At 29.8% G+C, this 23,248-nt stretch carries 19 protein-coding genes; 17 read left to right on the forward strand and 2 right to left on the reverse strand.

Translation table 11 applies throughout. The annotated features are described in order from the left end of the window. The first annotated feature begins 6 nt into the window (after nucleotides 1–6). The 3 genes from WAO74_RS11330 to WAO74_RS11340 all read left to right on the forward strand — a co-directional run bounded on the left by WAO74_RS11330 (nucleotide 7) and on the right by WAO74_RS11340 (nucleotide 4,546). Nucleotides 7–777 carry a hypothetical protein gene (locus tag WAO74_RS11330; RefSeq protein ID WP_422162200.1) on the forward strand — a complete coding sequence of 257 codons (771 nt, stop codon included), beginning with the start codon at nucleotides 7–9 and terminating at the stop codon, nucleotides 775–777. A 30-nt stretch (nucleotides 778–807) separates the two neighbouring features. Further along, nucleotides 808–1,224, forward strand: a complete 417-nt coding sequence (locus WAO74_RS11335) for a VOC family protein (protein ID WP_422162201.1) — start codon at nucleotides 808–810, stop codon at nucleotides 1,222–1,224. Nucleotides 1,225–1,303: 79 nt separating this feature from the next. After that, complete coding sequence (locus WAO74_RS11340) at nucleotides 1,304–4,546, forward strand: S41 family peptidase (protein ID WP_422162203.1); 3,243 nt, start codon at nucleotides 1,304–1,306, stop codon at nucleotides 4,544–4,546. Between the two features lie 12 nt (nucleotides 4,547–4,558). Here the strand turns inward: WAO74_RS11340 and WAO74_RS11345 are convergent, their stop codons facing one another. After that, nucleotides 4,559–6,046, reverse strand: a complete 1,488-nt coding sequence (locus tag WAO74_RS11345; protein WP_422162205.1) for a PLP-dependent aminotransferase family protein — start codon at nucleotides 6,044–6,046, stop codon at nucleotides 4,559–4,561. An 81-nt stretch (nucleotides 6,047–6,127) separates the two neighbouring features. Between WAO74_RS11345 and WAO74_RS11350 the strand changes: the two genes are divergently transcribed. The 14 genes from WAO74_RS11350 to WAO74_RS11415 all read left to right on the forward strand — a co-directional run bounded on the left by WAO74_RS11350 (nucleotide 6,128) and on the right by WAO74_RS11415 (nucleotide 21,845). Further along, nucleotides 6,128–6,634 (forward strand): GNAT family N-acetyltransferase, encoded by a 507-nt coding sequence (locus tag WAO74_RS11350; protein WP_422162206.1) that lies wholly within the window; start codon nucleotides 6,128–6,130, stop codon nucleotides 6,632–6,634. Beyond that, a complete protein-coding gene (locus WAO74_RS11355) occupies nucleotides 6,634–6,924 on the forward strand; it encodes a DUF1272 domain-containing protein (RefSeq protein ID WP_422162208.1) in 291 nt (96 codons plus the stop codon). Before WAO74_RS11350 ends, WAO74_RS11355 begins: the two co-directional genes overlap by 1 nt. 1 nt (nucleotide 6,925) lies before the next feature. Next, nucleotides 6,926–7,585 carry a pyridoxamine 5'-phosphate oxidase family protein gene (locus tag WAO74_RS11360; RefSeq protein ID WP_422162209.1) on the forward strand — a complete coding sequence of 220 codons (660 nt, stop codon included), beginning with the start codon at nucleotides 6,926–6,928 and terminating at the stop codon, nucleotides 7,583–7,585. A 49-nt stretch (nucleotides 7,586–7,634) separates the two neighbouring features. Beyond that, nucleotides 7,635–8,912, forward strand: coding sequence for a hypothetical protein (locus WAO74_RS11365; protein ID WP_422162211.1), 1,278 nt, complete (start codon nucleotides 7,635–7,637; stop codon nucleotides 8,910–8,912). A 47-nt stretch (nucleotides 8,913–8,959) separates the two neighbouring features. Next, the gene (locus WAO74_RS11370; protein ID WP_422162213.1) at nucleotides 8,960–10,042 is read left to right on the forward strand and encodes an AI-2E family transporter; all 1,083 of its coding nucleotides are present in this window, start codon (nucleotides 8,960–8,962) and stop codon (nucleotides 10,040–10,042) included. Between the two features lie 6 nt (nucleotides 10,043–10,048). After that, nucleotides 10,049–11,224, forward strand: a complete 1,176-nt coding sequence (locus WAO74_RS11375; RefSeq protein WP_422162215.1) for a class I SAM-dependent methyltransferase — start codon at nucleotides 10,049–10,051, stop codon at nucleotides 11,222–11,224. 190 nt (nucleotides 11,225–11,414) lie between these two features. Next, complete coding sequence (gene fdhD, locus WAO74_RS11380; protein WP_422162217.1) at nucleotides 11,415–12,221, forward strand: formate dehydrogenase accessory sulfurtransferase FdhD; 807 nt, start codon at nucleotides 11,415–11,417, stop codon at nucleotides 12,219–12,221. Then, complete coding sequence (locus tag WAO74_RS11385; protein ID WP_422162219.1) at nucleotides 12,214–14,505, forward strand: FdhF/YdeP family oxidoreductase; 2,292 nt, start codon at nucleotides 12,214–12,216, stop codon at nucleotides 14,503–14,505. Before fdhD ends, WAO74_RS11385 begins: the two co-directional genes overlap by 8 nt. Nucleotides 14,506–14,512: 7 nt before the next feature. Further along, the gene (locus WAO74_RS11390) at nucleotides 14,513–16,036 is read left to right on the forward strand and encodes a hypothetical protein (RefSeq protein WP_422162221.1); all 1,524 of its coding nucleotides are present in this window, start codon (nucleotides 14,513–14,515) and stop codon (nucleotides 16,034–16,036) included. Between the two features lie 37 nt (nucleotides 16,037–16,073). Beyond that, the gene (locus tag WAO74_RS11395) at nucleotides 16,074–17,702 is read left to right on the forward strand and encodes a beta-N-acetylhexosaminidase (protein ID WP_422162223.1); all 1,629 of its coding nucleotides are present in this window, start codon (nucleotides 16,074–16,076) and stop codon (nucleotides 17,700–17,702) included. Nucleotides 17,703–17,710: 8 nt separating this feature from the next. Continuing rightward, the gene (locus WAO74_RS11400; RefSeq protein ID WP_422162225.1) at nucleotides 17,711–18,805 is read left to right on the forward strand and encodes a mevalonate kinase family protein; all 1,095 of its coding nucleotides are present in this window, start codon (nucleotides 17,711–17,713) and stop codon (nucleotides 18,803–18,805) included. Nucleotides 18,806–18,813: 8 nt separating this feature from the next. Further along, complete coding sequence (locus WAO74_RS11405; RefSeq protein WP_422162227.1) at nucleotides 18,814–19,686, forward strand: sugar phosphate nucleotidyltransferase; 873 nt, start codon at nucleotides 18,814–18,816, stop codon at nucleotides 19,684–19,686. A 52-nt stretch (nucleotides 19,687–19,738) separates the two neighbouring features. After that, the gene (locus WAO74_RS11410; protein WP_422162228.1) at nucleotides 19,739–21,547 is read left to right on the forward strand and encodes a sodium:solute symporter family protein; all 1,809 of its coding nucleotides are present in this window, start codon (nucleotides 19,739–19,741) and stop codon (nucleotides 21,545–21,547) included. Nucleotides 21,548–21,632: 85 nt separating this feature from the next. Then, entirely contained in the window at nucleotides 21,633–21,845 is a 213-nt protein-coding gene (locus WAO74_RS11415) for a hypothetical protein (RefSeq protein WP_422162229.1), read from the forward strand. Between the two features lie 143 nt (nucleotides 21,846–21,988). On the opposite strand, the gene WAO74_RS11420 is transcribed toward WAO74_RS11415, so the two are convergent. Beyond that, entirely contained in the window at nucleotides 21,989–23,239 is a 1,251-nt protein-coding gene (locus WAO74_RS11420) for a tetratricopeptide repeat protein (protein ID WP_422162230.1), read from the reverse strand. Between the last annotated feature and the right edge of the window lie 9 nt (nucleotides 23,240–23,248).

Below are 23,248 nucleotides of genomic sequence, written 5' to 3' on the forward strand. Positions count from 1 at the left end.
TTGGAAATGAAGTTAATCATAATATCTATTTTATTATTTTTAATAGGCTGTAAAAGCCAGGAAATAAAAAAATTTTCTATTAAAACAATAAATGAAATAAATACAAAATTTTCTAATAATCAATATCAATTTCCAATATTGGAGGGTAAAAACGAAATATCAGTTAAAATAAACTCTCAAATTATTAATGATTTATTAGATTTAGATATTAACAAACCTCATCAAAGTATTTTTGAAAATAAATGGAGTACTGAGGAAAATCGAATGCCATCACTTTCTTTCTTAGAATATAAAATTAATATTTTAAATTCTAAATTATATTCAGTCACATTTGATACAGAAGGTTGTGGAGCTTATTGTGAAGAATATTCAATTTCTTATAATTTTGATTTGTTAAATGGAAATAAGATTGTTTTAGATTCTATATTAACTGAAAATGGGAAAAAATTATTTTTAGAAAAATTAAATATTCAAAAAAAGAATATTCTAAAAACAACTATTGGAAAATTAAAAAAAGAGCAGATTTCAAGTACTTTAGAAAATGATATAGAGGATAGGATAGAACTTTTGGAGAATTGTTTGAAAAATACTTTTATGTCTTCTTTTGAATATCTAGATTTTAAATTTAAAAAAGAACATATAATTTTATTTTCTGATAGATGCTCTAATCATGCAATGAGAGCTTTGGATGAAATTGGTGAATTTGAATATACTTTTAAAGTTGATGAAATAAATAATCTTTTAAATGAATATGGTAAGCAAATTTTAGTTTATTAAATTTTTAAATTATAATAATAAAATCAAACAATGACACAACCATTCCACTTGGCAATTCCAGTACAAAATTTAGAAAAATGCAAAACCTTTTATAGAGATATTTTAAACTGCGAAGAAGGCAGAAGTTCTGATCATTGGGTAGATTTTAATTTCTTTGGTCATCAATTAGTTATTCATCAAAAAGATGATTTTAAAGCAAACAGAATTTCAAATCCTGTGGATGGGCATGATGTTCCTGTTCCACATTTTGGAGTTGTTTTAACTTGGGAAGATTGGCATACTCTATCAGAAAGATTAAAAGCTGCAAATACTAAATTTGTGATTGAACCTGGAATTCGTTTTCAAGGAAAAGTAGGTGAACAAGCCACCATGTTTTTTAACGACCCAGAAAATAATGCTCTAGAATTCAAAGCATTTAAAGATATGAGTCAGTTATTTGCAAAGTAATTCATCAATAAATTTTTAAAAATCAATAATGTAAAATTGATTTTTTATCTTTAAAATTCGAAACTCAAACTTTATCATCATGAAAAAAATACTCATTTTATTAACAGTTTTCATTTCATATACAAGTCTTTCACAAAACACTCGTTTATTAAGGCAACCAACTCTTTCTAAATCAGATATTGTATTTGTTTATGGCGCAGATTTATGGAAAGTACCTCTAAATGGTGGTGATGCAATTCGTTTAACAAGCGATACTGGAAATGAATCTGATCCGCATTTTTCAAAAGAAGGCCAATGGGTTGCTTTTACAGCAGAATATGATGGAAATACAGATGTATTTTTAGTTTCTATAAATGGTGGTGAGCCTAAAAGATTAACTTATCATCCAGCTAGAGATTATGTGCAAGGCTGGACACCTGATGGAAAAATTTTATTTCGTTCAGACAGAGAATCCAGACCAACAGAAACCAATAAATTTTATACAATTTCCACAAAAGGTGGCATGCCAGAAGCTTTTGAAATTCCAAGAGCTGCTTACGGACAAATTTCTGATGACAATAAATACATTGCGTATACACCCATTACTAGTTGGGATGCAGAGTGGAGAAATTATAGAGGTGGACAAGCAATGCCCATTTGGATTGTGGATTTAAAAACCAAAGAATTGATGAAAACACCGCAATTAGATGGCGAAAGACATGTAAATCCTGTTTGGTTTAAAGGTGATGTTTTTTACATTTCTGAAAGAGATTACACTGCCAATATTTGGTCGTACAACATCCAAACAAAAGAAGAAAAACAAATTACGTTTCATAAAAAATTTGATGTTAAAAATATAGATGCCAATGAAAATGGAATCGTTTATGAACAAGGGGGTTATTTACACATGTTAAACCCAGAAACCAAAGTTTCCAATCAAATGAACATTACTGTTCAAGGAGATTTAAACTATTCTAGAGTAAGATGGATGAACGTTTCAGGTAGAGATTTAACAAACCCAAATGTTTCTCCAAATGGGCAAAGAGCTATTTTTGAATATCGAGGAGAAATTTTTACAATTCCTAAAGAAAATGGTACTTGGCGAAATTTAACCAACTCTTCTGGAGTGGCAGATCGTTCTCCAATTTGGTCTCCAAAAGGAAATAAAGTAGCTTGGTTTTCTGACAAAAATGGTGAGTATGAATTGGTAATTGCAAATCAAGATGGCGAAAACCAAGAGTTTATAAAATTACCAAATCCTACTTTTTATTTTCAACCAGATTGGTCTTCAGACGAAAAACATATAGCATATACTGATACCAATTTTGTGATTTGGCTCATCAATACAGAAACCAAAAAAATTACAAAAGTTGATGCTGATAGCTATGCGCATCCAAACAGAACAATGAATCCGAAATTTTCTCCTGATGGAGATTGGATTGCCTATGCTAAGCAAAATGCTTCCAATTTTAAATCAATTTTTGCATACCAATTAAGTACCCAAAAAATTGTGCAAATTACAGACCCAATTGCAGATGCAATTTCGCCTGTTTGGGATGTTTCTGGTAAATATATTTACACTTTAGCAAGCACAGATTATGGTTTACAAACAGGTTGGTTAGACATGAGTTCTTACGACCCAAGTGTAACAAGAGCTTTATATGCTGTGGTTTTAAGTGCCAATGATAAAGCACCGATTTTACCAAAAACAGACGAAGAAGAATTAAAAAAAGAGGAAGAAAATAAAGACGATAAAAAATCGGAAAAAGAAAAAACAGACAACAAAACAGTTATAGATGAAAACGGTTTGTTTAATAGAGCTGTTCCTTTAAAGCTACCTTTAAGAAATTATGTGGCTTTACTGGAAGGTCCAAAAGCCAAAATATTTATTGCAGAATCGATTCCAAATACTCCTGGTTTAACCGTTCATAGTTATGATATCGAAAAAGAAAAAGCATCAGAATTTGCAACAGGTGTTTCTTCTATGAACGCTTCTTTCGATAGAAATTCAATCTTACTTTCTAAAAGAGGCAATTGGAGTTTGTCTAGTACAAAAGGCGAAAAAGAAGGAAAAGAATCGTTAAAAACAGACCTAAAAATTCAAGTAGATCCGAAAGCTGAAGCCCATCAAATTTTTAAAGAAGGTTGGCGTTTTATGCGCGATTTTTTATATGTAGACAATGTTCATGGAGCTCCTTGGGATGATATTTATGAATGGTATTCACCTTGGATTGATGATGTAAAACACAGATCTGACCTTAATTATGTGGTAGATATTATGAGTGGTGAAGTTGCAATTGGACATTCGTATGTTTCTGGTGGAGATTATCCTGATGTAAGCAGAGTTCCTGTTGGTTTGTTAGGGGCAGATTTAGAAAAAAAAGACGGTTTTTATCAATTTAAAAAAATATACAAAGGAGAACGTTGGAATCCGAATATTGATGCTCCTCTTGGTTTGCCAGGAATCAATGTAAATGAAGGCGATTATTTAATTTCAATCAATGGTGTTTTGTTAAAAGAAAACATGAATCCTTATCAATTATTAGAACAAACTGCAGGTAGAGAAATTTACATAAAAGTGAATGGCAAACCATTAGAAAAAGATGCAAGAACCATTTTAATAACACCAACTTCAAGTGAAAGAGATTTACGTTCTGTTGATTGGGTAGAAGGTAACAGACGAAAAGTCGATCAACTTTCTGGAGGAGAATTAGCCTATGTGTATGTTCCGAATACAAGCAATCCTGGTTTTACTTCTTTTAATAGATATTATTTTTCTCAACAAGATAAAAAAGGAGTTGTCATTGATGAGAGAAATAATGGTGGTGGTTCTGCTGCAGATTATATGATTGATATCATGTCTAGAGAAGTAGTGGGTTATTTTAATTCTAAATCTGAAAGCAGAAGACCTTGGACAACACCAATGGCTGGAATTTGGGGACCAAAAGTGATGATTATAAACGAAAGAGCAGGTTCAGGTGGAGATTTACTACCTTATATGTTTAAGGAGAAAAAATTAGGGCCTTTAGTAGGTACAAAAACTTGGGGAGGTTTGGTTGGAACTTGGGATACTCCACGTTTTATTGATGGTGGAAGAATGGTTGCTCCAAGAGGTGGTTTTTACGATGTTGATGGCAATTGGGCTGTTGAAGGTGAAGGAGTTGCTCCAGATATTGAAGTGCACCAAACTCCAAAAGAAGTGTTGGAAGGAAAAGACCCACAGTTAGAAAGAGCAATTGAAGAAGCTTTGCGTTTATTAAAAACAAATGAGTTTTTCCCTAAACCCGAACCAAAAGCACCTATTCGTTCTAAAAGACCAAAAGGGTATAAAAAAGATAACTAATAAAATAAATATTTACAGAACTTTAGATGAAAGTTCTGTAAATATTTTTTTCATTCTGTTAATCAACTCATAAATTTCTTCCTCATTGTAAGTGGCAAAACCAACTCTTATGGAATTATGACCAATGTTCGCATTGTCATAACGTTGCCATTCACCTATTTCCAATTGATGATTTTTAGCAATTTCTGAAACCGTTTTCCAAGAATATTCTTTGTATAATGCTACCCAAACAGCCATTCCTCCTTTCGGAATTTCGAAAGATAAAATATTTGTAAAGTTTTCAATTAAAAGTTTGCAAAACAAATCTCTTCTTGTTTTATACACTTTCATTACTTTTTTAATATGCCTGTCTAAATCACCATTTTTTATAAACTCTTCGAAAGTTAATTCTAACAAGGCATCTCCTTGCCTATCTATAAATCTTCTTTGATTTGCAGCTTCATTTACAAATTCTTTTGCGGCAATTAAGTAGCCAATTCTAAAAACTGGAGCAACAGTTTTACAAACAGAACCAATATAAATTACATTTCCATTCGTATCATGGCTTGCAAGAGGTAAAATTGGAGAATGATTGTAATTAAAATCATAATCGTAATCATCCTCAATAATGGCAAAATTGTATTTCTGAGCTAAATTTAATAAATGAATTCTTCTTTCTGCTGATAAAGTTACAGTTGTTGGATGATGATGATGAGAAGTTACATAAACCCCTTTTATTGATTTTTTCTTACAAATTTCCTCAATTTCATCTGTAACCAATCCATTTTCATCCACAGAAACTCGTAATAAATTTACTTTTTGCTGCAAAAAAGAAGTGTCTGCAGATGCATAATTTGTTTCGCCAACTATTAAATTATCATCCTCTTTTAATAATAACTTAGCAGCTAAATGAATGCCCATTTGACTGCCTCTTGTAATTAGTATATTTTCTTTATCAATGTTTAATCCACGAGTTTTATTTAAGTAATTAGCCAACGTTATTCGCAACTTTTCATTTCCAAAAAGTGATCCATAAGACATGTCTTTGTAGATATTTTTTCTGCTACAAATACGTCTATAAATTCTTGCTAAATCTTCTGTAGGGGTTAATCTTGCATCAGAAATGCCATCATTCAAATACATAAAACCCTCTTGAGGTATAAAATATTTTCGATTTAAACTAGCATCTTTATAAAATTGAAATCCTGATTTTTTTAGATTTAAAATAACATTGTTTTCTAGAAAATCTTGTTGCTGTAATTCTGGCAAATTTCCATGTACAAAAGTTCCTTTTTTAGGAACACTCTCAACCCAACCTTGTAAATGCAGTTCTTCATAACAAGCTACTATGGTTTTTCTATGTACTTCTAACAGTTCAGACAATGTTCTACTACCAGGTAATTTGGTTTTGGGCAACAACTTTCTTTCTTTTATCAAGTTGATAAATTGATTTGCCAATTGCAAATATAAAGCTTGTTCTTTTTTTCTATTTAGTTGAATGCTTGTTTTATAAGGAAACATAAACTGGACTATTATTTATTTTTATTCTGGACGATTCTAGAAGTCCATAAATATACTACTTTTAACTCATAAACAACTCATATGATTCGACTTGAACCTTTTGAAAACTCAGATTTTTCTAGATTAATAAATTGGGTTCAAACCGAAGAAGAAATGATAATTTTTAGCGCAGACCTTTTTACATTTCCTATTACAAATAATCAGTTAAGCCATTATTTAAATGCATCAAACAGAATTATTTATAAAGTTTTAAATGTAGAAACAGGAGAAATTATTGGACATGCAGAATTAAATAATATTAATTTTAAAAGTAAAAATTCAAGAATTTGTAGAGTACTCATTGGTGATAAAAAATATAGAAATCATGGTTTTGGAACTCACATAATTAATGAACTTATAAAAATTGCATTTAACAAACTAAAATTACATCGGTTAGATTTGGGTGTATATGACTTTAATCTGCAAGCCATAAAATGCTATAAAAATTGTGGTTTCGAAATTGAAGGATTATTAAAAGAAAACGTAAAATTTGAAGATGCCTATTGGTCGACTTACAACATGAGTATTTTAAATAAAAACCATTTATAATGTTACAAATTAAGCCCAATTGCGAACATTGCAATAAAGATTTACCAAATAAATCTAATGAAGCAATGATTTGCTCTTTCGAATGTACTTATTGTAAAAGTTGCGCAATCGAAATTTTTGAAAACGTTTGTCCAAGTTGTTTTGGTAATTTTGTTCCACGTCCAATTCGTCCATCAAAAATGATTGAGAAATATCCAGCATCAACAAAAAAAGTTTACAAACCTAAAGATTTAGAATTAGCTAAAATAAAATCAGAAAAATATAAAAACTGTAACCCTCAAAATCGATAAAATGAAAGAATACAAACAATCAAAATTAAACAGAATAAAAAGAGGTGCAAACAGAGCAACTTACGATGTAGAAAAAATAAATTCCATTTTAGATGCAAGTTTTATTGGCTATGTGGGTTATGTTTTTGAAGGTAAAGCAATTACAATTCCTATGGCTTATGGCAGAATGGATAACAAAATTATTTTGCATGGCTCTAATGCCAACAGAATGTTAATATCACTTTTAAAAGCTGGTGAAATGAGCATAACAGTAATGCATTTAGATGCTTTGGTTTTGGCAAGATCTGGCTTTCATCATTCAGTAAATTATAGATCTGCAACATTATTTGGGTCTGTAAGAAAATTAGAAGAAAAAAAGGAAAAAGATGACGCGCTTTTTTGTTTTATGGAACACATGATGAAAGGAAGGTGGAATGGAATCAGAGAAATGAACCAAGCTGAATTCGATAGAACTTTAACCATTGAAATGACTATAGAAACTGCCTCAGCAAAAATTAGAGATGTGGGTGTTGCAGATGAACCAGATGATTATGACTTAAATGTTTGGGCGGGTTTAGTGCCTATAAAACAAGTGGCAGAATACCCAATTCCTGATAAAGGAAAACCGGAACAGATGGAAATTCCAAAACACGTTTTAGATTATTATCATCAAAATAAATAAAGGAATCGTTAAAAAGTGATAAATTAGCTATTTAAATTATCATTTTTTTATGAAGACGTTTTTAAAGATTTTGGGAGTTATCATCCTTTTAATTATAGGTTTTGTTACTGTTTATTATTTCATAAATAATGAAGATGTACCAAAGGGCAAAAAAGGAATAGAAGCAGATGGTTTAGCAATTAAAATGTTTAATGCAATAAACCACGAATCTTTTGAAAACACAGAGGTTATAGAGTGGAGTTTTAGAAATGTACATTTTTATAAGTGGTATAAACAAAAAAATATTGTTGAAGTTTCTTGGGATGAAAACAAGGTAATTTTAAACACGAAAGACACCTCAAAATCAGAAGTTTTTATCAACAATAAAAAAACTGAAAACAAAGAAATAGTTCAAAAAGCATTCAATTTTTTTAACAACGACTCTTTTTGGCTAGTGGCTCCATATAAAATTTTTGATGCTGGAACAGAAAGAAGCATTGTAAATTACCAAGGCAAAGATGCTTTAATGGTTACTTATACTTCTGGTGGCTCAACTCCTGGAGATTCTTATCTTTGGATTTTAGACGAAAACTACTTCCCTACTTCTTATAAAATGTGGACATCCATTATTCCTATTGGTGGAGTTTCTGCAACTTGGTCTGGATGGAAAAACACTGAAGCTGGTTTAAAATTACCTACAAAGCATACCCTCTCATTATTTGGAATGGAAATTCCTATGGGAAATATAAAAGCCTATAATGAAGAGGCTAATATTCTTGCTAACAATATTTTAAAAGCCATAAACCATGAAGCTTACCAAAAAACAAAGGTTTTAGAATGGAGTTTTGCAGGCAGAAGATCTTTTAAATGGAACAAAGAAAAACATATTGTAGATGTTTCTTGGGATTCAATTCGTGTAAATTTATATCCGCAAGAAATAGAAAAAAGCATGGTGTTTTTTAACGAAAATCAATCTGAAAAAGCAGATTCTATTATTGTAAAAAAAGCATGGGATATTTTTAATAACGACTCTTTTTGGTTGGTTGCACCTCATAAATTATTTGATGATGGTGTTCTAAGAAATATAGAAATTGTAGATGAAAAGCAAGCTTTAAGAGTTACTTACACAACTGGAGGCACAACTCCTGGAGATAGTTATGTTTGGCTTTTAGATGAAAATTATGTTCCTAAAAGTTACAAAATGTATCTAAAAAATGGCAGAATGAATGGAACTCCTGCAACTTGGGAAGATTGGATTACAACAGAAAGTGGTGCTTTATTGCCAACAAACCACACATTTGAAAATGGAGGTAAATTAAGTATGGGAGAAGTAAAAGGATACAATTAATCTATGAACAACGATTTACTTATTTAAATTTTAGTGGATAATAAAATATGACATCAAAAACAATAGCAAACGGAATTTTAAGAGCAATCGCAATTATTCTAGGAGTATTTCTACTTGGCTACTTTTTAATAAAAATTCAGTCTGTAATTATTTATATTATTATTGCTGCAATATTATCTTTAATTGCAAGACCAATTATTTACTTTTTAAGAAAAAAATTCAGGTTTCCAAATACGATGGCAGTGGTAACTACTATGTTCTTAATGCTTAGCTTATTAACTGGAATTATTTTACTCTTTATACCTTTAATAACAGAACAAGGTAAAAGTTTATCTCTTTTAGACGTAGAAGAATTACAAAATAACATGCAAGACATTTTTAATCAAATAACGGATTACTTTTCTGCAAAAGGATTTGATATTTTAAAGGAAATGAAAAAAATAAAATTCTTAAAGCAATTTGAAGCTATTCCAAATTTATTAAATGATATTTTATCTACACTAGGCTCTATAAGTGTTGGGTTATTTTCTATTTTATTTATTACTTTTTTCTTCATGAAAGATCGCCAATTATTAAAGAATGGATTATTAACATTAATACCAGATAAATCTGAAAATCGGTTTTCAAAGTCTTTAGAGGTTATTAATCATCTTTTATCTCGATATTTTCTGGGTCTTGTATTTCAAATCACCATACTCTTTGTTATTTACACAATTATCTTACTAATTTTCGGCATTAAAAATGCTGTTGTAATTGCCTTTCTCTGTGCTTTGTTAAATTTAATACCTTATATAGGCCCATTAATTGGGGCTATTTTAATGAGCGTTTTATCTATGACTAGTAATATTGAGTTAGACTTTCAATCGCAAATATTACCAACAACAATATATATTATGATAGGTTATTTTATAGCTCAATTAATAGATAATTTTGTGAGCCAGCCGATAATTTTTTCCAAAACTACAAAATCACATCCTTTAGAAATTTTTCTAGTTATAATTATTGGTGGTCTTTTGTTTGGAATTGTTGGTATGATCACTGCTGTGCCAACGTACACTGCTTTAAAAGTTATTTTAAAAGAATTTTTATCGGAAAACAAGATTGTAAAATCATTAACCAAAGACATTTAATTTCTTTTGAATAAAGCAGTTTTACAACCAGAAGTTCAACAATTTATCAACGATAACTTAAAATCTGATATTACAAAACTGATTTTAAAAGGCAGTCCTTTTGATGCTATTTCTGTGCAAGAATTGGCAAATCAAATCATAGCAAAGCAAAAATCTGAGCAAAAACTTCCTACTTGGTTTTGTACTGAAAATATTTATTATCCTGCTAAAATTAGCATTGAGCAAACATCTTCTGAAATTGCTGCAGCATACAAATCGAAAATCGTTTCAGGAAACTCAATTATTGATATTACCGGAGGTTTTGGCATAGATGCGTTTTACTTTTCAAAACAATTTACCAATGTACTTCATTGCGAAATAAATAGTGAGTTATCAACAATTGTAAGGCACAATTATCAACAATTAGGTGCAGAAAACATTGATACTTTTTCTGGTAATGGATTTGATTTTTTAAAAAATACTGAGAATAGTTTCGATTGCATTTATATAGATCCATCTAGAAGAAATGATGCAAAAGGAAAAGTATTTTTATTAAAAGATTGCCAACCAAACATCACCCCAAAAATTGATTTTTTCTTTTCTAAAGCGTCTAAAATTCTTATTAAAGTTTCTCCCATTTTAGACATTACAAACACTATAAACGACTTAAAAAATGTAAAGGAAATTCATATTGTTGCTATAGATAATGAGGTGAAAGAACTCCTATTTTTATTAGAAAAAGAGTATAAAAAAAGTATCGAAATAAAAACAATAAACTTTAAAAAGCATTTATCAGAAACCTTTGACTTTCCTTATTTAGAAGAGGTAATATCTGAGTATTCAGAGCCTCTCTCCTATTTGTACGAACCAAATTCGGCCATTTTAAAATCTGGTGGTTTTTATCAAATATCAAAAAAATTAAATCTCTATAAACTTCATCAACATTCTCATTTATACACATCAGAAAAAATGATAGATTTTCCAGGTAGAATTTTTAAAATTTTAAATGTTATTTCTTACGATAAAAAAAACCTGAAAAATTTATTCTTGGATAAAAAAGCAAACATTACCACAAGAAATTTCCCTAAAACTGTAGCACAAATTAGAAAAGAAACAAACCTGAAAGAAGGTGGTTTTAACTACTTATTTTTTACAACTAATCTTAAAAATATTTTGAAAGTAATTGTATGCGAAAAAATATAAATTGTTAATAAAATTCTTTAGTTTAATTTTTTCTTTACTAAAATATTTAGTTATATTTGCTCAAGCTTTATGTGTTTTATTTTTAGGGGTATAAGACGCTAAAGAGTAAAGTCTCGATTCTATATCGAGACTTTTTTTATTCTACAAGTTTTTTGATTAAGTTTGTAAAGAAAGTTTTACAAAATATTTCATGCAATCTACAAGCTATCAAGGGTTAAAAATTACTGATAATCAACAATTATTAATTGATGATTCTTTAGTTTTAGAAGCTCCTTTGCAAATAAATATTAATAGCGAAGCCTATACTATTGTAATGAGAACTCCTGGAAACGATTTCGAATTAATTAGAGGTTTGCTATTTGCAGAAGATATTTATAAAAAAGAGAAACCACTTATTCTAAAAATTATTAAAAGTGATGCTCAGGTTAATCTAATCATAAATGCAGAAATTCTAGAGACAGACTTAGGAAAAGGGTATCTTAACAAAAGAACATTGCTTTCAGTTTCTTCTTGTGGAATTTGTGGTAAAAAAGAAATAAAAGATATACATGTTGATGGTGAAAAACTATCAAAAGAAATAAACTTTAATGCAGAAGAAATTCATGAAATGTTCATGGAAATGAAAAAATTTCAGGATACTTTTAAATTAACTGGTGGAAGTCATGCAGCTGCTATTTTTGATAAGAAAAAACAATTGCTAAGTATTAAAGAAGACATAGGAAGACACAATGCTGTAGACAAAACAATCGGAAATTTACTTATAGAAAATAACTTAGAAAAAGCGAACTTTTTAATTGTAAGTGGCAGAGTTTCATACGAAATTGTAACCAAAGCTTTTATAGCTAAAATTCCGATAATTGTTGCTGTTTCTGCCTGTTCTTCTTTAGCCGTAGATTTTGCTAAAGAGTTTGGAATTTGCTTAATAGGTTTTACTAGAGAAAGAAAAATGACAATTTATTCTAATCCTAATTATATGAATACTTTAATAAATGTCTAAAAAAACGAATGCTCAGCCACCAGAAAATTTAACAGAAATAGAATTAAAAGAGATTCCTAAATCTTCTGTTGGTTTTAAAGCAATTTTATCTTCTTTCAATCATATTAAAAACGAAATAGGCATCGTAAAAGGTATTGGTTTATTAAAAAAACTAAATCAAAAAGATGGTTTCGACTGTCCAGGTTGTGCTTGGCCAGATCCAGATGAAAAACGTGCTTTTTTAGCAGAATACTGTGAAAATGGTGCAAAAGCAGTTGCAGAAGAAGCTACTAAAAATAGAGTTTCTCCATTATTTTTTTCAACTTATTCAGTAAGTAATCTTTCAAAACTATCAGATTACGAAATTGGCAAAAAAGGTAGAATTACGCATCCTGTATATTTGCCTGAAGGTGCAAATTATTACAAACAAATTTCTTGGGAAGAAGCTTTTAAAATGATTGGAGAAGAGTTAAACTCTTTAAACTCTCCTGATGAAGCCATTTTTTATACTTCTGGTAGAACCAGTAATGAAGCCGCTTTTTTGTATCAACTTTTTGTAAGACAATTTGGAACAAACAATTTGCCAGATTGCTCTAACATGTGTCACGAATCTAGTGGAGCTGCTCTTTCAGAAACTTTAGGTATTGGCAAAGGCTCTGTTACTTTAGACGATTTTAACCATACAGATTTAATAATTGTTATTGGGCAAAATCCAGGCACAAATCATCCTAGAATGTTAAATGCTTTGAGTGATGCAAAGAAAAAAGGAAGTAAAATAATTACGATAAATCCACTGCCAGAAGTAGGTTTAATGAACTATAAAGACCCACAAAACCCATTAAAATGGATTGGTTCTGGGCAAAAGTTAACCGATTTGTTTTTACAAGTTAAAATTAATGGGGATGTTGCTTTGTTAAAAATCATTTTAAAATTGATGGTGAAACACGAAGAAGATTTTCCTTACACTGTTTTCGATTACGATTTTATTACAAAAAAAACTTACGGAATTGAAGATTTATTAAACGATTTAGAAACTTATTCTATCGATTATTTATTACCTCAAACTGGCTTATCATTAGAACAAATTAATGAAGCTGCAAACTTAATTATTAACAACAAAAAGATAATTATTTGTTGGGCTATGGGTTTAACACAACATAAAAACTCAGTCGATAATATTAGAGAAATCGTAAATATTTTACTCCTAAAAGGTAGTATTGGAAAAAAAGGTGCTGGCACTTGTCCAGTTCGTGGTCATTCTAATGTTCAAGGAGATAGAACTATGGGAATTTGGGAAAAACCACAACACGAATTTTTAGATAGTTTAGAAAAAGAATTTCGTTTTAAAGCACCAAGAAAACATGGTTTAGATGTAGTAGATTCAATTAAGGCTATGCACAATAAAAAGGCGAAAGTGTTTATTGGTATGGGTGGAAATTTTGTTTCAGCAACTCCAGATACAGAATACACAGCAGATGCTTTACGCAACTGTAATTTAACCGTTCATGTATCAACAAAACTAAACAGAAGCCATTTAATTCATGGAAAAAAAGCACTTATTTTACCTTGTTTAGGACGTTCTGAAAAAGATTATCAAAATGGTGGAGAACAGTTTGTTTCTGTAGAAAATTCTATGGGAGTTGTACATTCTTCGAAAGGGCATTTAAAACCTTTGTCTGAAGATTTGTTAAGCGAACCTGCAATTGTAGCTGGTTTAGCAAATGCAACTTTAAAAAACTCCACCACTAATTGGACAAAATTAGTTTCTAATTACGATTTTATTCGTGATAAAATTGAAGCTACAATTCCTGGTTTTGAAAATTATAACCAAAAAGTAAGGCAAAAAGGTGGTTTTTATTTACCCAATAATGTAAGAGATAATAATTATGATGATACTTCTAATGGAAAAGCAAATTTTAGCGTTAATTTACCTTCAGATATTGTTTTAGAAAACAATCAATTTATAATGATGACGATTAGAACTCACGATCAATACAACACGACTATTTACGGTTTAAATGATAGATATAGAGGAGTTTTAAATGAAAGAAGAGTTATTTTTATGAATCCTGAGGATATGAAAAATCTAAAAATTGATAAATTAGATTTGGTAGATTTAACTAGCCATTTTAACAATGAAACTAGAGAAGCAAAAGGATTTTTAGCAATTCCTTACAGTATTCCAAAACAATGCACAGCAACTTATTTCCCAGAAGCAAACGTGTTAGTTCCTATAAAAAGCACTGCAAATATTAGCAATACTCCAACTTCTAAAACTGTAATTATTACAATTCAAAAAAGATAACTTCAATATGAAAAAGTTTTTATTATTACTCGTAATCGTACTTTGTATTCAAAGTTTAGTCGCTCAAGTTGATAAAATTCCAAAGAAAAAAACTCAAGAAGCTTTCGGAAAATTAGATTTCTTGTCTATTGATATGCCAGAAACTGATATTCCCAATGAAAAAAATATGGGTTTTACAGGTATTCATTATAACTTAATGTTAAACGATTGGGCTTATGCTGGTTTAGGAATTTATGGAGCAGTTTCAGGTAATAGAGGTGGCTTTTTTACTTTGGGAGTAAATGCAGGAATAAAAAAATATTTAGGCGAAAGTTTTTATATAGATTCTGGTTTCCATTTTGGTGGTGGTGGTGGTGCAGGAGCTCCAGATGGTGGTGGAGCTTTTATTTTGCCTCACTTTAATTTAGGTTATAATTTTAAACATTTCTCTGTAAATTCTGGCTGGAGTTATGTAAACTTTTTTGATGGTGGAGAGATAAAAAGTCATCAATTTAATGTTGCTTTAGAGATTCCTTTGGATTATGATTACGCTGATTTTGAGGCATCAGAAAATGAATTTGAAATAATTGATTTAAAGAAATCAGATTGGAATGTAAATTCCAAAAGAACATCCTTAATGCTTCATTTGAATACGTTAAAAATAAATGGAAATACCCAAGGTATTAATAACGGAAAAACAATAAAATTAGCTGGTTTTGAAATAGCTAATTATTTTGCGAAAAACTGGTTTGCTTTCGTAAAAGTAGATGGTGCTTTTGATGGCATAAAAGCAGGTTATATGGATGTTTTTTTAGGAGGTGGTTATCATTTATCACTCAACAAAAACAGCACAAATATTTTAGCGAAATTTGGAGCTGGTGCAGGTGGTGGAGGTGGTGTTGATACACAAGGTGGTTTTTTAATTTATCCAGACTTATCAATTGAACAAAGAATTTTTAATGATATTTTTATCTCTGTAAATAAAGGTTTTGTGATGTCTCCTAATTCACATTTTTACACGTCTTCTTTTGGAGTTGGTCTAAAATATTACGTGGAAAGAAATGGAGTAATTAATGATCATTCTTACTCTGAAGGAAAGTTTAAAGGTTTAGACGTGATTGTAAAACAAGATGTCTATTTTAATGCAAAAAGAGATGGACAGCCCACAGAAGATTTACACCAAATATCACTTCAAGTTAATTTAAATCTTAATAAAAACATATACTTAGCTGGTCAAACATCGTTTGCAAATTTTGGAAATGCAGGTGCTTATGCAGAAGGAATTGTTGGTTTGGGTGCTAATACAAATCCTTTTTTAAATGATAAAATGACCATTTTTGCACAAGCTTTAGCAGGTGCAGCTGGTGGTGGAGATATTAGTACTGGTGAAGGTTTAATTCTAAAACCAAGTGCTGGCTTTAATTACAAACTAAATAATAGCTTAGATTTTAGAGCTGCAGGAGGTTATGTAAAAGCTAAAGGAGGTAGTTTAAGTAGCACTTTTATCAACTTCGGAATTAATTATCATATATCATTTTTAAAATTAAATTGATTAAAACACTATTTTTAAAAATTAAATTTTTGTTCAAATGAAACTCACAAAAACCCTAACCATCTTTTTTGTAATAATCTTAAATTTTAAATCCATTCAATCGCAAGAAATTCATATTGTACCTCGTCCACAAGAAATTATTTTTTCTGGAAATACTTTTAAAATTGATAAAGAAACGCAAATTGTATTTTTAGAAAACACTAAAAAAATTGCTAATGACTTTCAAGAATATTTAAAAAGCGATTTTAATTTAACAACATCGACAACCAATTTTCAGGAATTAAAAAAGAATTATATTCAATTTAAACAAGATGAAAGTTTATCTGATGAAGGTTATGAACTAACCGTTTCTGAAAATGAAATTCTAATCTGTGCGCAAAATAATACAGGTTGGTTTTATGGTTTACAAACCTTAAAACAATTAATTTCTTATAACTCACAATATTCTAAATACGAGAATACCATCGAACTAAAAACTTTAAAAATTAAAGATTCTCCTAGGTTTAAATGGAGAGCTTTTATGCTTGATGAAGCTAGATATTTTAAAGGTATGGAACAAGTAAAATTGCTTTTAGATGAAATGGCATTTTTAAAAATGAATATATTTCACTGGCATTTGGTAGATGACCAAGGTTGGAGAATAGAAATAAAAAAATATCCCAAATTAACAGAAATAGGTTCTAAAAGAAAGAGCACTCAAATTGGTCCCTTAGAATGGGAAAGTCCAATTCAATCTGCAGAACCGCATGAAGGTTTTTACACACAAGAACAGATTAAAGAAATTATTTTGTATGCAAAAGAAAGGCATATTACTGTTGTTCCAGAAATAGAAATGCCTGGACATTCTACAGCTGCAATTGCTTCTTATTCTTGGTTAGGAACTTCTAAAAAAGAACTTGAAGTGCCCATTAAATTCGGCGTTGATAAAGATGTTTACGATGTTACTGAGCCAAGAGTAATTCAGTTTTTAAAAGATGTTTTAGACGAAGTTATGGAATTATTCCCGTCAAAAGTTATTCATATTGGTGGTGATGAAGTAAAATATAACCATTGGAAATCTTCCAGTTCTGTTCAAAAATATATGGCAGAAAATAACTTAAAAACTCCTGCAGATTTACAAGTATATTTTACCAATAATATTTCGAATTACTTGCAAAGTAAAGGAAAAAGAATGATGGGTTGGAATGAAATTATGGGACATAATTTACATTTTTATCAAAATAAAAATGATACAGAAACTACTCAGAAACTAGCAAAAGAAAGCATAGTGCATTTTTGGAAAGGAGATGTAGAATTAGCAAAAACAGCCGCAAGTAATGGATATGAAATTGTAAATTCTCTGCATAATTACACTTATTTAGATTATCAATATAAAAACCTACCACTTTCAAAAGCCTATTCTTTTGATCCAATTCCAGAAAAATTAGAGGCAAAATATCATAACAAAATAATTGGATTGGGTTGCCAAATGTGGGGTGAATGGATTCCAACAAATGGCAATATGCATTATCAAACTTTTCCAAGAATTGCTGCTTATGCAGAAATTGGATGGACACAAAAAGAGAATAAAAAATTTAATACTTTTAAATTAGCTCTAAAAAAATTACAAGAAAGATGGACTGAGAAAGAAATATATTTTGCTCCTGATGAATTTGTAGAAAAATAATAAACAGTTTGAAAAAATTTACCTCCATTGCTCCAGGAAGAACATGCTTGTTTGGAGATCATCAAGATTATTTAGGCTTACCAATTATTGCATGTGCAATTAACAGACATATTACCTTAAATGCCGTTCAGAATAACACTCGTTTTTTTCAGATTGATTTACCAGACATCCATAAAAAAAGAAACATTAAAATTGATGAAGAAATTTTGGAACTAGAAAAGGAAGATTATTTTCAATCGGCTTTAAATGTTTTAAAAAGATACAATTGCATACCAACTTCTGGTTATGATGTTTTAATAACAGGCACAATTCCCATAAATGCTGGCACCTCAAGTTCATCTGCAGTGATTGTAGCATGGGTTCAGTTTTTAATAAAAGCTTTTGGAACAGCAGATTTACTAACCTCAGAAAAAATAGCTCAAATTGCTTATGAAGCTGAAGTTTTAGAATTTAATGCTCCAGGTGGAAAAATGGATCAATACAGTATTGGTTTAGGAAACATCATCTATTTAGAAACTGGAGAAAAATTTTCTTATCAAGTTTTAAAAGCACCTTTAACTGGTTTAATTATGGCAGAATCTGGAGTTCCAAAAGAAACTTTAGGTTTGCTAAAAAGATTAAAAACCAATTCTTGGGATGCCATTAATGAAGTAAAAAGTAATTTTCCAAATTTTAAATTAGAGGATTCAAAACTAGAAGATTTACAAAAATATTTAGCTGTTCTAAATGATAATTTAAAACCATATTTCGAGGCTGCTGTTGGTAATTTCGAAGTAACTAAAAAAGCTCTTATAGAGTTTAAAAAAGAAGAATTAAATATGATAAAAATTGGTGAGTTAATGAATCAGCATCATCATTATTTAAAAAATCTTTTAAAAATAACGGTTCCTAAAATTGATGCTATGATTAATACTGCTTTAAAAGCAGGAGCTTTAGGAGCAAAAATTGTTGGTTCTGGTGGTGGTGGAAGTATCGCTGTTTTATCTCCTAAAAATAAAGAAAAAGAAATTATGGAAGCCATTTTAAAAGCTAGTGCTAAAGATGTTTACCATGTTTCTGTTGATGAAGGAGCAAGAATTTTTGAAACAAACGAATCTCTATAAATTAAAAAATGCACGATAATCTAATTATTTTGGCTGGTGGAATTTCTTCGAGGATGAAAAAACCTTCGACTTCTAACTTAGTAAATGATGATGAAAATAATCAGGCAAACGAACGAAGTAAAAGCCTGATTAGTGTTGGAAATGAAGGAAGACCTTTAATGGATTATCTGTTATACAATGCAAAAAAAGCGGGTTATAAAAACATTTATATTGTGATAAATGAAAAAGGAAATTTGTTTAAAGAGTTTTATGGAAAAGAAAAGAAAAATAACCATTTTAATGGATTAAATATATCATTTCCAATTCAATACATACCAAAAAACAGAATAAAACCTCTTGGAACAGCAGATGCTGTTTTTCAAGCAGTTGAGCAGTTTTCAGAATTAAATAAGCAACAATACACAGTTTGTAATAGCGATAATTTATATTCAGAAAAATCTCTAAAATTGATGAGAGAAACTGAAAATTTAAATGCCTTTATTTCTTATGATAGGGATGCTTTAGAATTCTCTCTGGAAAAAATTTATTCTTTTGCTATTTTAAATTTAGACTCCGAGAAAAATTTAAAATCAATTATTGAAAAACCAAGTTTTGAAGAAGCTGAGGAGTATAAAGATAAAGATGGAAAAATAAGAGTGAGCATGAATATTTTTAAATTTGATGGAAAAATAATATATCCATATTTAAAAAATTGTCCTGTACATAGGGTTAGAAATGAAAAGGAAATTCCTACAGTTGTTTTGAATTGTGTTGCAGATTTTCCAAAGGCTTTTAAAGGAATTCCATTGTCAGAACACGTACCAGATTTAACTGCTAAAGACGATATTTTTATCATTAAAGAATACCTTAAAAAGCACTATCCTGCAAAATTAATTTGGTAATTATTAAATAATTATATTGCATATTTACATTTAGAAAATAAAACCAAACTCGATGATAACCTTAAGTACTTTAGATTATATTTTAGTCATTAGTTTTTTCGCAATCACCTTATTTATTGGAATTTATGTTTCTAAAAAATCAGGAAAAGACTCTACAGAATATTTTTTATCAGGTAGAACAATGCCTTGGTGGTTATTGGGTGTTTCTATGGTTGCCACAACTTTTTCTACAGATACTCCGAATTTTGTTACAGATATTGTTAGAAAAGATGGTGTATCAGCAAATTGGATGTGGTGGGCTTTTTTAATAACAGGATTATTAACCGTTTTTGTGTATGCAAAATTATGGCGCAAATCGAATGTAAAAACCGATATTGAATTTTACGAATTACGTTATGGAGGAAAACCTGCAAAGTTTCTAAGAGGATTTAGAGCCTTATATTTAGGATTACTTTTTAATGTTTTTGCAATGGCTGGTGTAACTTTGGCTGCCATAAAAATAGGAAGTATTATGTTAGGGCTTCAACCTTGGGAAACCATAGTTTATGCAGGTACAATTACAGTTGTTTTTAGTGCTTTAGGTGGTTTTAAAGGAGTCGTTTACACTGATTTTTTATTGTTTTTTACGGCAATGGCTGGAGCAATTGGAGCTGCCTATTATTTGGTAAATCTACCAGAAATTGGAGGAATTCAAGCTCTAATTACGCACGAAAATGTTGTAGATAAATTATCGATTCTACCCGATTTTTCCAATACTGAAGCTGTTATGACTTTATTGATAATCCCTTTGTCTGTTCAGTGGTGGAGTTCTTGGTATCCTGGAGCAGAACCTGGAGGAGGTGGTTATATAGCACAAAGAATGTTAGCGGCTAAAGATGAAAACCATGCAATAGGTGCTACTTTTTTCTTTAACATAATGCACTATGCTTTACGTCCTTGGCCTTGGATTTTGGTTGCTTTAGCATCTCTAATTATCTATCCAGATATTGCAAGTATCCAAGAGGCCTTTCCTAATATTTCAGAAGATAAATTAGGTCATGATTTAGCGTATTCTGCCATGTTAACTAAATTACCAAGTGGCTTATTAGGTTTAGTTTTAGCCTCGTTAGTAGCTGCATATATGTCTACAATTTCTACACATCTAAATTGGGGATCATCTTATATTGTAAATGATTTTTACAAACAACATATTGATAAGAATGCTGATGAAAAGAAGCAAGTTTTAGTCGGAAAAATATCAACAATTATTTTAATGATTTTTAGTGCATTGTTTGCTTTGTATCTTCAGAATGCAAAACAACTTTTTGATATTATAATTATGTTTGGAGCAGGTACAGGTTTAATTTTTATTTTAAGATGGTTTTGGTGGAGAATTAATGCCTGGAGTGAAATATCTGCAATGATTGTTTCTGGAATAATTTCATTAATTTTCTCTACTGATTACATAAGTACTACTTTTTTTGGTATTGAAGGATATTTTCCTAGTTGGGCAAAATTTCCAATCATAGTTTTAATAACAACAATTATTTGGCTGGTAGTAACATTTTTAACAAAACCAGAAAATCAAATTGTTTTAGAAAATTTTTATCTGAGAACAAATCCTGGTGGTCCTGGATGGAAAAAAGTACTCAATGATTCTTTTTCTAAAGATTTAAAACAAAAAAGTAATGATAATTGGAGCGTTCCCTCTGGTATTTTGGCAATGCTTTTAGGTTGTGTACTTATTTATAGTTGCCTTTTTGCTACTGGTTACTTTATTTATGGCAACTATTTTAATGCAATTTTTATCTCTTTAATAGCTGTATTTGCTGCTTTTTTACTCATAAAAACTTGGAAAAAAATAAAATCAGATATTTTGTAAATTAAAAATAAATAGAATTTCTTTTTGAAGTTTAAAAAAATATACTACTTTAGCAAAACTTTTAACCCCTTAAACCCCCAAAATTATGGATAAAGATACCATAAGACAGCTATTTGTTCTATTAATTACATCAGTTATTTTGTATTTCTCTGGAAATCACTTAATGAGTATTGGAAATTTAAATTCTATTTTCGACGGATTAGTAGTCATGATTTTCTTTTTTGCATTTTTTCCTTTTTTAAGCCTTTCATTAGTTTTTATTGGAAGATTATTTAGAGTTGTTTTAAGTCCAAGATAGTCTTAGGATTTCAAACGAACAGTTTAGTACAACTAAAAAATGCAGTTTATTAAGGTACTTGTTATTCTTAATAAAGTAAAAAAAACAGGCAACCTTAAGGTTGCCTGTTTTTTTTACTTTATTAAGAACTTTTTTCTATAAAATTAATCTTGTCCTATCATTTTTTTATAAACTGGTCTTAAAGCATCTGCTTTCTCTGTCATTAAAAGATTGTCATATATATTTAATAGAGATTTTACAGTATCTTCAGACCTTTTTATTTCATCTGCTTTTTCTAAATATGGCAATGCTTTCTTGTATAATTCTTTTTGTTTTTTCTCTAACTCATCATATTTTTTAAAGTTAGATAAACTTTTATTCATTTCGTCAACAATTTGTTGTTCCTCAGATAAAATTGCTATTGCTAAATTCATGTAAGCATCTCCATAATCAGACTTTAACTCAATTGCTTTTTTATAATATTTTATTGCATCATCAATTTTATTTTCGTTTTGATTTACAACACCTAGATTAAAATATAATATTGGATTATTTGGGTCTAGTGCGATTGCTTCTTCCATCAACTTACCAAACTTATCCATTTTTTCAAGCTTAATATATAATTGAGCTTCATTCAATATTAAATTTAAATCTTTAGGATTTGATTTTCTAGCTTCTTGGATCGCAACAATAGCCTCGTCTGTTCTATCTAAAGCAATTAATACAAAACCAATGTTTTTCACAATATCAGCTTGTTTAGATTCAGAGTTTTGCTCTGTTGGATTTGAATATTGCCCAAACTTAACAACAGCATCTCTATTTTCTTTAGTGCCTAAATTTTCTTCTTCTCCAGTTTCTTTATTAACTGCGAAATACTCAGTGGTAATACCTGTATAGCCTAAATCTTGTAAATTTTTATAGTATTCCAAAGACTTGTCATATTCTTTAGCTAATGATGCACTCACTGCTGCATTATATAAAAAAGAGGTATCATTAGGGCTTAACTGGTACGTTAAATAAAAATTCTCAGCAGCATTTTTATAATCCTTGTCATTATTATAGAAATCTATGGCTCTTTTAGAAACTGTTTGAATTAATTGATTTAAAACTGGTTCTGCCTCTGAAGTATACTTAGCTTTTCCAGAAGCTTTTTCAACTTCAAATAATTTATTATAGGCCTCTGCTGCTTTTTTTACATCAGATTTACTGTAAACTGACCCCTTTAAAAAGTAATACCAAGCTTCATATTTTTCTTCAACATTTGCTTCTGCTGCTTCCAAAGTTGCAAGTGTTTGTTTAGCAAGCTTATAGTCTTCCTTTTTAATTGCTTTTTCTATGGTTTTTAATTCGTCTTTTTGTGCAAAAACTCCAATTGTCATTAAACCTAAAGAAATCGCTAGTATTTGTTTTTTCATTTTGTTTAT

The organism is Polaribacter sp. (assembly GCF_049276715.1).
Classification (GTDB): domain Bacteria; phylum Bacteroidota; class Bacteroidia; order Flavobacteriales; family Flavobacteriaceae; genus Polaribacter.